The sequence below is a fragment of the Allobranchiibius sp. GilTou38 genome, from assembly GCF_017565325.1.
Classification (GTDB): Bacteria; Actinomycetota; Actinomycetes; order Actinomycetales; family Dermatophilaceae; genus Allobranchiibius; species Allobranchiibius huperziae.
This window is the reverse complement of record NZ_JAGEKN010000007.1, coordinates 434,642-447,118: the sequence shown is the minus strand read 5'-3', so window position 1 is coordinate 447,118 and position 12,477 is coordinate 434,642. Positions and strand designations below refer to the sequence as shown.

The 12,477-nt window shown below is 67.1% G+C and carries 10 protein-coding genes and 2 tRNA genes; 6 read left to right on the top strand and 6 right to left on the bottom strand.

The window, feature by feature from the left end; translation table 11 throughout:
- The first annotated feature begins 93 nt into the window (after positions 1–93).
- From JOB34_RS11420 to JOB34_RS11400, 5 genes are all read left to right on the top strand, one after another.
- Positions 94–3,039, top strand: a complete 2,946-nt coding sequence (locus JOB34_RS11420; protein WP_208052817.1) for an IPT/TIG domain-containing protein — start codon at positions 94–96, stop codon at positions 3,037–3,039.
- Between the two features lie 165 nt (positions 3,040–3,204).
- Complete coding sequence (locus tag JOB34_RS11415; RefSeq protein WP_208052816.1) at positions 3,205–3,579, top strand: YciI family protein; 375 nt, start codon at positions 3,205–3,207, stop codon at positions 3,577–3,579.
- A gap of 24 nt (positions 3,580–3,603) precedes the next feature.
- Positions 3,604–4,872, top strand: a complete 1,269-nt coding sequence (locus JOB34_RS11410; RefSeq protein WP_347813835.1) for an RNA polymerase sigma factor — start codon at positions 3,604–3,606, stop codon at positions 4,870–4,872.
- A gap of 231 nt (positions 4,873–5,103) precedes the next feature.
- Positions 5,104–5,847 (top strand): hypothetical protein, encoded by a 744-nt coding sequence (locus tag JOB34_RS11405; RefSeq protein ID WP_208052815.1) that lies wholly within the window; start codon positions 5,104–5,106, stop codon positions 5,845–5,847.
- Entirely contained in the window at positions 5,844–6,665 is an 822-nt protein-coding gene (locus JOB34_RS11400) for an LLM class flavin-dependent oxidoreductase (RefSeq protein WP_208052814.1), read from the top strand. Before JOB34_RS11405 ends, JOB34_RS11400 begins: the two co-directional genes overlap by 4 nt.
- Here the strand turns inward: JOB34_RS11400 and JOB34_RS11395 are convergent.
- Entirely contained in the window at positions 6,650–7,015 is a 366-nt protein-coding gene (locus JOB34_RS11395; protein WP_208052813.1) for a VOC family protein, read from the bottom strand. The two genes, JOB34_RS11400 and JOB34_RS11395, sit on opposite strands and share 16 nt — an antisense overlap.
- 132 nt (positions 7,016–7,147) lie before the next feature.
- Between JOB34_RS11395 and JOB34_RS11390 the strand changes: the two genes are divergently transcribed.
- Positions 7,148–7,843, top strand: a complete 696-nt coding sequence (locus tag JOB34_RS11390) for an alpha/beta hydrolase (RefSeq protein WP_347813834.1) — start codon at positions 7,148–7,150, stop codon at positions 7,841–7,843.
- A gap of 923 nt (positions 7,844–8,766) precedes the next feature.
- On the opposite strand, the gene JOB34_RS11385 is transcribed toward JOB34_RS11390, so the two are convergent.
- From JOB34_RS11385 to gyrA, 5 genes are all read right to left on the bottom strand, one after another.
- Positions 8,767–8,839: transfer RNA gene (locus JOB34_RS11385), tRNA-Ala, on the bottom strand.
- Positions 8,840–8,902: 63 nt separating this feature from the next.
- Entirely contained in the window at positions 8,903–9,046 is a 144-nt protein-coding gene (locus tag JOB34_RS11380) for a DLW-39 family protein (protein WP_179483397.1), read from the bottom strand.
- Positions 9,047–9,101: 55 nt separating this feature from the next.
- A tRNA-Ile gene (locus JOB34_RS11375) sits at positions 9,102–9,178 on the bottom strand.
- Positions 9,179–9,332: 154 nt separating this feature from the next.
- Positions 9,333–9,869, bottom strand: a complete 537-nt coding sequence (locus tag JOB34_RS11370; protein ID WP_233765419.1) for a DUF3566 domain-containing protein — start codon at positions 9,867–9,869, stop codon at positions 9,333–9,335.
- Complete coding sequence (gene gyrA, locus JOB34_RS11365) at positions 9,866–12,445, bottom strand: DNA gyrase subunit A (protein WP_208052811.1); 2,580 nt, start codon at positions 12,443–12,445, stop codon at positions 9,866–9,868. Before gyrA ends, JOB34_RS11370 begins: the two co-directional genes overlap by 4 nt.
- Positions 12,446–12,477: the final 32 nt, after the last annotated feature.

The window sequence follows — 12,477 nt, the reverse complement described above, 5'->3', positions numbered from 1 at the left end:
AGCTGCCCGCATCGGGTGATGTGCACACGGGGTTCACGTGTGGTCGGTAATGGATCGGCTGCCCCGACGGCACCGCGCTCAAGGGGGTAGGCCATGTTGCGCCGCATTGTTGCCATATTGGCCATCGGCCTGCTGATCACCCTGGGGCTGACTCAACCCGCGGCGTCTGCCGCGTCGTTGACCACGGTCACCGGCTGGTCCACAGCCAGTTCATCGGCCGCGCTCGGCTATTCGTTCAGCGTCCCAGTAACAGTGAGTACGGGTAGTGGCCACGTCGCGAGGGCGATCAAGGTCCAACGTGCGGAGTATGGGTCGTCGTCCTGGTCGACGGTCGCGTCCGGGACGACCTCCCCGGCCGGCGCGTACACGGCCGTGCTGACAGTTCCGATCGCGGCACGCTGGGTGTTCCGCCTATCGGTTGCTGCAACATCCACCGCGAGCGCGTACACCTCGCCGAATCGGGTGATCACCGGGATCATGGGCCTCCCTACCGCGATCTCCGGCTGGTCGACCACTAGTTCGTCCGGCGCGGTCGGTTACTCCTTCACTGTGTCGGTGAAGGTGAAGACGGGCACCGGCTACCAGTCGCGCACGGTACGAGTGCAGCGCGCGCTGTACGGGACAACCTTGTGGACGACGACCTCGACTCTCACCACAAGCACGTCCGGCAGTGCGACGGTGTCCCTGCCCGTAGCGGCCGTGAACACATGGCTCTATCGGATCGACATTGCGCCGACCACCACCGCCGCGGCGTCCACGTCCTCCACCCGGACGATCAGGGGCATTACGGGCCTGGCGACCACGGCGCTCGGCTGGTCCACGACGAGCATGTCGGTGTCGCTGCCGATGACGGTGCAGGCGCCGGTCACCGTGAAGTCCGGGGCGGGCTACGTGTCCAGATCGGTACGGCTGCAGCGGGCGCCCGCGGGGTCTTCCTCGTGGGCGGCCGTGGCCGCCCTCACGACGGGCGCAGCCGGTCAGGTGTCCGTTCCTCTGTGGGTGCCCGGTGCGGGCAGCTGGGCGTACCGGATCGTCGTGGACCCGACGACTACTGCCGCCGGGTACACGTCTGCGTCGCGAGCCATCACCGGCGTGGCCGCACCCTCGATCAACAGGGTGTCCCCGGCCACCGGCTCGGCGCTGGGTGGGACCACGGTGACGATCACAGGCACCAACCTGCTCGGCGCCACGTCGGTGAAGTTCGGAAACTCGATCGGCACGGGGTTGCGGGTGCTCTCACCCACCTCCGTGACGGTGGCGACTCCGGCCGGTTCGGTCGGGACGGTCGATGTGCGAGTGACGACGCCGGGAGGCACATCCGCGGTCGCGATCGGCGACCGGTACGCGTACACACCGGCTGCTTCGTGGGGTCCACAGCAGGTCGTCGACGACTTCGCCGGTGGTCCGCGGTCGATCGCCTGTCCGGCGAGCACGTTCTGCGTGATCGTCGATGGCCACGGGAATGCGCTCACCTACGACGGGGGCGCATGGTCCGCGCCCCGATCCATCGACCCCGGCCAGTCGTTGACGTCGGTGTCATGCCCGACGGTCGACTACTGCGGTGCGGTGGACGAGGCCGGGAACGTCGTCACCTTCGACGGGACTTCGTGGTCGAAGCCGACGAATCCTTATCCAGGTGGTGGGCTGACCAAGCTGTGGTGCCAGTCCAGCAGCATGTGCGCCGGAGTCGACCAGAGCGGCAAGGTCGTCACCTTCGACGGGATGAACTGGTCCGTGCCCGTGACCATCAGCCCGGAGCCGATCGAGTCCATCTCGTGCGCGTCTCGCTCGTTCTGTGTCGCGGTCGACTACGCCGGCACCGCCGTGACCTACGACGGTTCGGTGTGGTCCGAGCGTGCGCCCGTGGATCTCTTCGACGACATGGCCGGGGTGGCCTGCCCCTCTACGAGCTACTGCGTCGCCGTGTCGAAATCCGGAATGGCCGCGACGTTCGACGGCATGACCTGGACGGACCCGGTCGTCCTGCACGTTGCCAACCAGATCGTGTCGTTGACCTGCCCCTCCACCACGTTCTGCCTCGCGGCCGACGCCGTCGGACACGACGTGCGCTTCGACGGAGCGAACTGGTCCGAACCCGCGGACACCGGCACGCCGGGCACGACGAAGGCAGTCTCCTGCGCATCGAGCACTTTCTGCGCAGCGATCGATGACTCGGGCTACGCAGTGATATTCGACGGTTCCACGTGGCACACCCCCTCGAACATCGAAGTCCAGGGCCCGCTCGCGTCCGTCTCGTGTCCCTCGCGCACGTTCTGTGTGGCTGTGGACTCCGCGGGCAATGTGCTGCAGTTCGATGGGAGCACATGGTCCACGCCGCGACTCGTCGACCCTGGTGTCGCGTTCACCTCGGTCTCATGCCCGTCGACCACCTTCTGTGCCGCCCTCGACGCCAACCACGACGTGTCCACCTTCGACGGCAGGTCATGGTCGACCCCGGTCCAGGTCGGCTACATGCGGTCACTGTCGTGCGCATCCCGCACGTTCTGCGTCGCCGTCGGCTGGTACGGCGACGCTTCGGTCTTCGACGGCACTGCGTGGTCACCCCCTTCGACCGTCGTGAACACCTACGGCGGTCTCGTCGGTGTGTCGTGCGCCGCCGGCACCACCTTCTGCGCCGCCGCGACGTACGACGGATACGCCGTGACCTTCGACGGAACCTCCTGGTCGAAGTCCACCGCCGTCGACCCCGGCGTCGTCATCGGTGCCATCTCCTGCTCATCCAGCGCGTTCTGTGCAGTCGTCGACAACGCGGGCATGGCATCCACTTTCAACGGGGTCGCCTGGTCGCCTCGGGCTGCCCTCGCGCTCGGCGATGACGGTCCGACGTCGATCTCATGTATCTCCAGCACGTTCTGCGCGCTCACCACGTACACCTCCACCGCCACATTCAACGGATCTGTCTGGTCGACTCTCCGCCCTGTCGAGCCACAGTCCGAGGGCTACTTGAAAGCCATTTCCTGCGCGAGCAGCACCTTCTGCGTCGCGGTCGACGAGACGAGTGCTTTTCTCTATCAGTAGTTCCTGCAACCTGAGCCAGATCGAATGCGGCCACCGTTCACCTGCGGTAGACATGCGGCCCCGGACGCAGATTCAGAAGAATTTGCAACTCCCGTGTCGAAGACGGTGGTCGGCGTTCGACGTACGGGTACAAGCAGGTCCGACCAACCAGGAGGAGTGATCGCGATGCCGCGTTTCATGGGGTTCGTGAGGATGGAAGAGGGCGTCGGTATGCCGCCGAAGGCGCTCTTCGAGGCGATGGACGAGTACATCGGCAAGCAGAGTGCCAACGGGGTGTTCCTCGACGGCGGTGGCCTCTACGGCACCGAGGACGCCGTGAACTTCATCTCGCGCAAGGGTGAGGTCAGCCGGGTCGACGGTCCGTACGCCGAGGCGAAGGAGGTCGTCGGCGGGTGGGCGATCATGCAGTACGACAGCATGGAGGCCGCCGTGGCCGACCAGAAGGAGTTCGCCGAGCTGCACGCGAAGCACTGGCCCGAGGTCACCGTGATCTCGACGCTGCGCCAGATCTCCACCGGTCCGGAGGAGCCCGGCGACTGAGCCGGAGATCACTACGCTGGCCCGGTGCCGGCGCAGACCAACACGGATGACCCGAATGGGGTGATCGTCGCCGCGTGGCGGGCCGAATCGGCCCGCCTCGTCGGCGCCCTCACCCGAATGACCCGCGACGTGGATCTGTCCGAGGACCTCGCCCAGGACGCGCTGGTGGCCGCGCTCGAGCAGTGGCCCGCCACGGGCGTGCCGCAGAACCCTGGCGCGTGGCTGATGACCACCGCGAAGCGTCGAGGGGTCGATCACTTCCGGCGCGCGGACGTCCTCCGTCGCAAGGTCGCCGAGCTCGAGCACGGCCGCGGGGGAGAGGAGGGGCAGGTGCCCGACCTCGACGCACAGATCGACTACATAGAGGACGACGTCCTACGGCTCATCTTCCTGTCCTGCCATCCGGCGTTGAGCGCCGACTCCAGGGCGGCGTTGACGCTGCGGCTGGTCGGCGGACTCACGACCGGCGAGATCGCACGGGGGTTCCTGGTCGGCGAGACCACCATGGGTCAGCGCATCTCACGGGCCAAGAAGACCCTCGCTCAGGCGCACGCCGCGTTCGAGCTGCCGACCGGCCCGGAGCGCGCGGAGCGTCTCGACGACGTGATGGGCGTGATCTACCTGATCTTCAACGAGGGGTACGCCGCCACCTCCGGCGCCGACTGGATGCGCCCCGACCTGGCGCACGAGGCGATCCGGCTCGCGCGGATGCTGTCCGCACTGGCCCCGGATGAGCTCGAGGTGCTCGGACTGCAGGCACTGCTGAAGCTGCAGGCCTCGCGGATGCCGGCGCGGCTCGACTCCGACGGCGTACCCGTGCTGCTGGAGGCGCAGGATCGGACGCGCTGGGACCGGTCGCTCATTCGCAGCGGCCTGGAAGCCCTGCGCCGGGCCGAGCACCTCGCCGGACGCGGACAGCCCGTGGGTCGGTACTTCCTGCAGGCCTCGATCGCTGCACAGCACGCCCGCGCCGACCGCGCCGAGGACACGAACTGGCGACGGATCGCGGCGCTGTACGACGTTCTGGCCACCGCAGCCCCCGGTCCGGTCGTCGAGGTCAACCGTGCCGTCGCGCACGGACGGGCGTTCGGCTCGGACGCCGGGCTCGCCGTACTCGACGCGTTGGGCGAGGAGGCCCTGCCCGACTCGCCGCTCGTACCGAGCGTGCGCGGCGACCTGTTGGAGCGGGCCGGGTTTCACGCGCAGGCGCGAGAGGCGTTCACCGAGGCTGCCGGGCGGACGAAGAACGAGGGCGAACGCGCCATCCTCCGCCGTCGCGCGGAGAGCGCCTGACTCATCGCCGCCCGGGGAACTGACGGGCCCACGTCACCTGCGCGATCGGGGTCGCCGCCCCCTTCGTGATGGGCGCTTTTCGCGAGAAGCACCGGGTCGGTCGTTCGATGCGGTGCTAGCTTCGAACGTTCGCTTCTTGGGCAGAGAGGATGCGTCGTGGGGAACCCACGGCAGGAGAGCGGTCCCTCCATTCGCAGGTCGCGAGGTTCCCCGGCCTCGCGCCACCGCCGCGTGCGTCAACGCCTGACCCAGCCGCGTTCGCGTCCTCAGTCCGGCCGCCGGGGCCACGGACATGATTCACGACTTCCGATCGGACGATCTTTCAACAGGCTCGGGAAGTATCTGGCGATCAGCACCGCGGGGGCGATCGCCACCATCGTGATCGGCACGTTCCTCCTTCAGCCTCTGGGAGTCGAAGGTCGCACCCAAGATGCGGCGAACAGGATCTGGTGGATCGCGAAGCACCCCAGTCTGGAGGTCCGGCCGACCTGCAAGGACACGGGGTACTACCACCGCAGGAGCCCCGACAATGCCGACGCGATCGACTACTACCACCAGAGTCGTGACGACGAGTACATCTACACCAATACCTACGACGGCAAACGACAGACCGCATGGGTCGAGTACGGATGGGGGACGCATGGGAAGAACGGCGACACCATCAGCTGGGATTTCCCGCGCAAAGAAAACATCAAACTCCTGTGCGTCACCAACGGGCTCGCGAAGAACATCCAGGCCTACCGCGACACCGGAACGATCAAGACGGTCCAGATCCGGGGGTGCGGGGCGACGCCTCGAATGCAGGATCTGAAGGAATTCACCGATACCTCATCAGACGCCTGGGAGAATCCGCAAGAGATAGACATGTCCTGCACGACCGACAAATTGATCTTCGACATCGCCGCCATCTACCCCGCTCAGGACAGGAGCAACGTCGATGAGGTCGGGATCTCGGAAGTAACGTTCTGGGGGTGACCACACGCCGAGGACTGTTCGTCGCCCCGTTCGATGCCCTGGCCGACCCGCGCGTTGTGGGTGACCTGGCCGCCAGCGCCGAAGCAGCCGGCTGGGACGGGTTCTTCCTCTGGGACCACCTGCAGTACGGCGACCGCGTCGAAGCGATCGCGGACGTGTGGACCTGCTGCGCGGCGGTGGCGATGCGGACCGAGCGGTTGCTCTTCGGACCGATGGTGACCCCACTGGCGCGCCGCCGGCCGCAGGTGTTGGCCCGTCAGGCGGCCAGCTTGGCGGTGCTCTCCGGAGGACGGTTCGTCCTGGGCCTGGGCTTGGGCGACGACGGGTTGGGGGAGTTCAGCGCGTTCGGCGACGAGACGGACCCGAGGGTGCGCGGTCGGATGCTCGACGAAGGGCTCGAGGTCCTGAGCGCGCTGTTGAGCGGGGACCCGGTCGACCACGACGGACCGCACTACGCCGCCAGGGATGTCCGTCTCCGGCCGCCTGCGACCGTGCCGATCTGGCTGGCGGGCCGATTCGGCAACCGTGCGCCGGCGCGCCGGGCAGCCCGGTATGACGGCTTCTTCGTCATCGGGCTGGACGGGCCTGAGGACCTCGACGAGGTCACCGCCGATCTCGGCCGCCACGACCCGGGGCCGGGTTTCGACGTCGTACTCGACCTTCGGCCCGAGCAGGATCCGGCCCCTTGGCTGGACCGCGGCGCCTCCTGGGTGCTGACCCGGATCGGCCCGTTCGATCTCGATCTCGCCGACGTACGGCGCATCGTCGAGGCCGGCCCGGGCGACCAGGACGCCGGGCTGCGTCAGCCCGCGGGTTGACGCAGTCCGAACCGCACGCCCTGGTCGTCGTCGCACTCCACCCACCGCCCGAATTCGGCACTCTCCGCGTGAATGTCGCCGACGATCCGGCCACCTAGCGCGGCCACCTTCGCGATGGCGGAGTCCAGGTCGTTCACCGTGAAGAACACCTCCAGGAGCGATGACGGGTCGTGATCGTGGATGCCAATGTTCAACCCGCCGGTGCTCGCCTGGCCCGGTCCGGCGGCGCCATTCATCCTCCAACCGAACAGGGCGCCGTAGAACGCTCGCGCCCGGTCAGCATCCTCGACGCCCAGTTCGATGTACGACGGGGCTCCCTGTATCGCGTGCGGCTCAGCGTTCTGTGTCATCACCCGAGCTTGTCACCGGCCCTCGTAGATGGCGAGCAATAGCCGGAACACGTGCAGGGAGTCTGTTTCACGTGCAACGCCCTGGGCCGTCGCTCCACGCGTAATCGGCCGTGGGCCGGTGATGATGGCGTGGTGGCGTACGAACACGACCTCATCGCCAACGGCATCTCATTGGCGACCCGCACCTGGCCGAGTGAGCACAGCAGTCGCCGGCCGGTGGTGCTCCTTGCGGGCACCGGTGCGACGGCACGGGATTGGGACACGGTCGCCGACGACCTGTGCCGCGATCGGATCGTGCACGCCGTCAACCTGCGCGGCCATGGGACGAGCAGCTGGCCTGGGCGGTACAGCATCGAAGCGATGGCCGCAGACATCATCGGCCTCCTTCCACAGCTCGCGTTCGACCTCGACGTGATCGGCCACTCGCTGGGCGGACTGGTCGCCTGCAGGGCTGCGGTCGCGGCCGGTACGCCGATCCGGCGGCTCGTCCTCGAGGACGTCGGCGTGCTCCACCCGCGAGACCCCACAGCCCCGACCCGGCCGGAAGGGCGACTCGACTTCGACTGGGAGATGGTGCAGCAGATCCGTCCGGAGATCGACGCGCCTGATACGTCCTGGACCCGGATTCTTCAGGAGATCAGCGTGCCCACCCTGGCGATCAGTGGCGGCGAGACGAGCTTCGTGCCCGCTGAGCACATCCGTGAGCTCACCGAATCGGTCGCGGACGGCACGTTCACCACGATCGACGCAGGGCACCTGATCCACGAGAACGCGCCGGAGGAATTCGTGCGCGCCGTCCGTACACACCTCGACATCCCGCACCACTGACCACCCGAGGACCAGACGAGTGGCTGCCGCCACGTAACTGAGTGGCGCGCCCGGCCACCCGCTGTGGTGTGCTACGCGCAACTGACTAGAGGACCGTGCCGTCGAATATGGGTGGGGTGGTTTGCGAGAAGTTCCCCAGGTTGTCCACTTCGATGGTGAGCCGAGTCCCCGGTACGACTGGGTATGCCTCGTACCAAGTGATGGAACGACCCTGAAGCAAATAGCTACTTGGCTCGTTACAGCCTGGCTGGGTGGGTGTGCCACAGTCAGTGATTGTGGTGACGGTTGAGGTTCCGCTCGTCACGCTCAGCGAGATCTGACTTGTATTGAACGGCGCTTTGGCATCGGCCACGTTGGTTACCGTAATCGCAACCTCATACCACTTCGAACCCAGGATATCTGGCTCGTTATCTGTCTCAGATGAGCTCACGCTGTATCGATGCGGCTTACTAATACTGGTAGTGATGCCACCGGATTGCGGGGACGTGGAGCCAAACGCGAGTACCTGAGAATTGGACGATGACGTGGTCTGGGCCCGGCTGCTCGCCGTCGGCGCCTGGCTGCTGGCCGTCTGGGCTTGGCTATTGGTAGGGGTTCGACTCGATGACGGCGTACTGCTGGTGACGGCGATCTTGGTGATCGTGGTGGTTACCGCAGCATTGCTGCCACCGCTCCCGCACGCAGCGAGTGAGATGACCGAGACAGCTACTGCGAACGCAGTTGAACTCGTAGCGGAACAGTTGATGGCGTTTGCCCCCTGTCTGACAAGCAGCCCGGTCGGGCCGCGTAACCCCCGATGCAGCGTCTTCAAGAGTACGGCCGCGCTATCGCAGTTGCGTCAGAAATCGCTGCGCTTCTCTGGAGTTCGGACATGGCGAGGGCCCTCCCCGCCTGAGCGGAGAGGGCCTTCGATCTGCGGATTGTGGAGTGTAGGGGATTCGAACCCCTGACCCTCGCCTTGCAAAGGCGATGCTCTACCAACTGAGCTAACACCCCGGGCTGTGGTGGTCCTCACCTGCACGTCGAGGTGCACGAGCGGCCCACGACCGCGGGAGCCGGTCAGACGCCCGACGAGCCGCCTGTGGGGGGCTTGTCGGCAGCCTGGGCCCACAGGTCCTTGCCGGCCTTGTCCTGGTCCCGCTTCTTCTTGAAGGCAGCAGCCGCTGCAGCAGCACCTGCCAGCACGACGATCTTCTTCAGCATCGGTCCTCCTGGTGGTACGACGGGCACGCGCGGGGAGCGCGTACCGAACGGCTGGTGGTGGGCCTAACAGGACTTGAACCTGTGGCCTCTTCCTTATCAGGGAAGCGCTCTAACCGACTGAGCTATAGGCCCGTATCACCGCAGTGCGCCCACCCACGAAACCGCGGGTCAGGCGCCAAAGGAGGTTACCTCAACCCCCCGGGACCAGCCAAAACGCCGGCGCTGAGCGCAGAGTCGCCGCGCGCCCTATAGAGCGCGCGGCGACCCTATCGACGCAGGTCGGAGGTCACTCGTCGGTCAGCGTGAGGTGCAGGCCGCCGACCAGTGAGGAGCAGATGTTGTAGAGGAACGCGCCCAGCGTCGCGATCGCCGTCATTAGGAAGATGTCGATCACGCCGATGACCACCGACAGCGACATGACCCGCCCGAAGCCGATGTAGTCCATGAGGTTGAACGACGAACCCTTGCGGTCCATCGAGCGCAGCAGGTCGTTCAGGTTGCCGAAGACGCCCATCCCGGACAGGACCGTCCACAGCACCCCGGTCATCACCACGCCCGCGATCGCCACGGCGACCGAGAGCAGGAAGGCGATCTTGAAGACCGACCAGGGGTCGACCCTGGACAGCGACAGACGGACCCGTCGCGGGGTCGCTCGGCCGGGCCGTGACGTACGGGCGGCCGGCCGAGACGCGGGCCTGCCCCCACGGTTGGCCGCGGGTGCGGGGGCCTTGCGGGCCCCGGAGGTCCCCGCCTTGCCCGGCAGGCGCGCCGCCGGGCTGTCGCTGGCGGCGCGTGCGGTGTCGTTAGGCGTGTCAGTGCTCACTCAGGATCTCCAGACTCCTGCGGATCTGTAATCCCAGTCTCGCCGGGCACAGGGTTTTCCGTCCCTGACGCTACGGCATCATCGGCCAGCTCTTCGACCTCTGCCTCGGCATTGCGCGCCACGGCCACGATCGCGTCGCCCTTGTCGGGGGTCGCGAACTGCACTCCCTGGGTCGATCGGCCGGTTCGCCGCACCTCATCCACCCGCGAGCGCACGATCTTGCCCTTCTCCATCACGACGAGCACTTCGTCGCCGTCGTGGGTGGTGAGCGCACCGACGAGGTCGCCACCGCGTTCGGAGATGTTGGCGACCTTGACGCCGAGCGTGGCGCGGCCCTTGGTCGGGTAGTCCGAGCTGGCGGTCCGCTTGGCCAGACCGTTCTCGAAGACCACGAACACGTCGGGGTCTTCCCCGTCGGCCACGACGTTCATCGCGAGCAGCTCGTCGCCGCCCCGGAACTTCATGCCCGTCACACCCGACGTGCCGCGACCCATCGGTCGCAGGCTGTCGTCGGTGGCGTGGAAGCGCACCGACTGTCCCTTGCGGGAGACCAGCAGCACGTCGTCGAGCGGCGCGGCGAGCGCTGCCGCGACCAGCTCGTCGCCGTCGCGCAGGTTGACCGCGATGAGCCCGCCGGAGCGCGGCGAGTCGTACTCGGTCAGCCGGGTCTTCTTCACCAGCCCGCGACGGGTGGCGAGCAGCAGGTACGGGTCGGTCGTGTAGTCGCGCAGCGCCATCACCTGGGCGATCTGCTCATCCGGCTGGAACGCCAGCAGGTTGGCCACGTGCTGGCCCTTGGCATCCCGCGAGCTCTCCGGCAGCTCGTACGCCTTGATCCGGTAGACCCGGCCGGCGTTGGTGAAGAACAGCAGCCAGTGGTGGGTGGAGGTGGTGAAGAAGGTCGACACCACGTCGTCGCCGCGCAGCTGCGCACCGCGCACGCCCTTGCCGCCGCGCCGCTGGGAGCGGTACTCCGCCATCTTCACGCGCTTGGCGTAGCCCCCTCGGGTGATCGTGACGACCACGTCCTCCTCGGGGATCAGGTCCTCCATCGACATGTCGCCGTCGAAGGGCACGATCTGGGTACGCCGCTCGTCGCCGTACTTCTCGACGAGTTCGGTCAGCTCGGTGCTGACGATGCTGCGCTGCCGCTCGGGCTTGGCCAGGATGTCCTGGTAGTCCTCGATCATCCGCTGCAGTTCGTCGTGGTCGTCGGTGATCCGTTGACGCTCCATCGCTGCCAGTCGGCGCAGCTGCAGGTCGAGAATGGCTCGCGCCTGGAGTTCGTCGACGTCCAGCAACTCCATCAACCCGGTGCGCGCCTCGTCCGCGGACGGGCTGCGCCGGATCAGAGCGATGACCTCGTCGAGCATCTCCAGCGCCTTGAGGTAGCCGCGCAGCAGGTGGATCTGCTCCTCGGCCTTGCGCAGCCGGTACTCGGTACGCCGCCGGATGACCTCGATCTGGTGGTCCACCCAGTGCTTGATGAACGAGCTGATCGGCAGCGTGCGCGGCACCCCGTCGACCAGGGCCAGCATGTTGGCGCCGAAGTTCTGCTGCAGCTGGGTGTGCTTGTAGAGGTTGTTCAGCACCACCTTGGCCACGGCGTCGCGCTTCAGCACGATGACCAGGCGCTGCCCCGTACGACCGGAGCTCTCGTCGCGCAGGTCGGCGATGCCGGCGATCCGCCCGTCCTTGACCTGCTGGGCGATCTTCTCCGCGAGCGCGTCCCGGTTGACCTGGTACGGCAGCTCGGTCACGACCAGGCACTGCCGGCCCTGGATCTCCTCGACCTCCACCACCGCGCGCATCGTGATTGAGCCACGACCGGTGCGGTAGGCGTCCTCGATGCCGCGGCGACCGAGCACCAGGGCGCCCGTCGGGAAATCTGGGCCCGGGATCAGGGTGAGCAGCTTCTCCAGCAGCTCCTCGCGGGTCACCTCGGGGTTCTCCAGCAGCCACAGGGCTCCGGACGCGACCTCGCGCAGGTTGTGCGGCGGGATCTGGGTCGCCATACCGACCGCGATCCCGGCCGAGCCGTTGACCAGCAGGTTGGGGTAGCGCGCCGGCAGCACGACCGGCTGCATCGTCTTGCCGTCGTAGTTGGGCTCGAAGTCGACGGTCTCCTCGTGGATGTCGCGCACGAGCTCCATCGACAACTGCGTCATCCGGCACTCGGTGTACCGCGGCGCCGCGGCCCCGTCATTGCCTGGCGAGCCGAAGTTGCCCTGCCCGTCGACCAGCGGGTAGCGCATCGACCACGGCTGCACCAGTCGCACCATGGCGTCGTAGATCGGCGCGTCACCGTGCGGGTGGTAGTGACCCATCACGTCGCCGACGACGCGGCTGCATTTGTTGTAGCCGCGGTCGGGGCGGTAGCCGCCGTCGTACATCGCGTAGACGATGCGGCGGTGCACCGGCTTCAGCCCGTCGCGTACGTCGGGCAGCGCGCGGCTCACGATCACGCTCATCGCGTACTCGATGTAGCTGCGCTGCATCTCCGCGTTGAGGTCGGTGGCCTCGATGCCGGTGCGTCCGGGGCCTTCGCCGTCCGGGGGGCCTGTCACGTCAGACATGAATTCCCTTGATCCTCAGTCGTTTCTGCTCA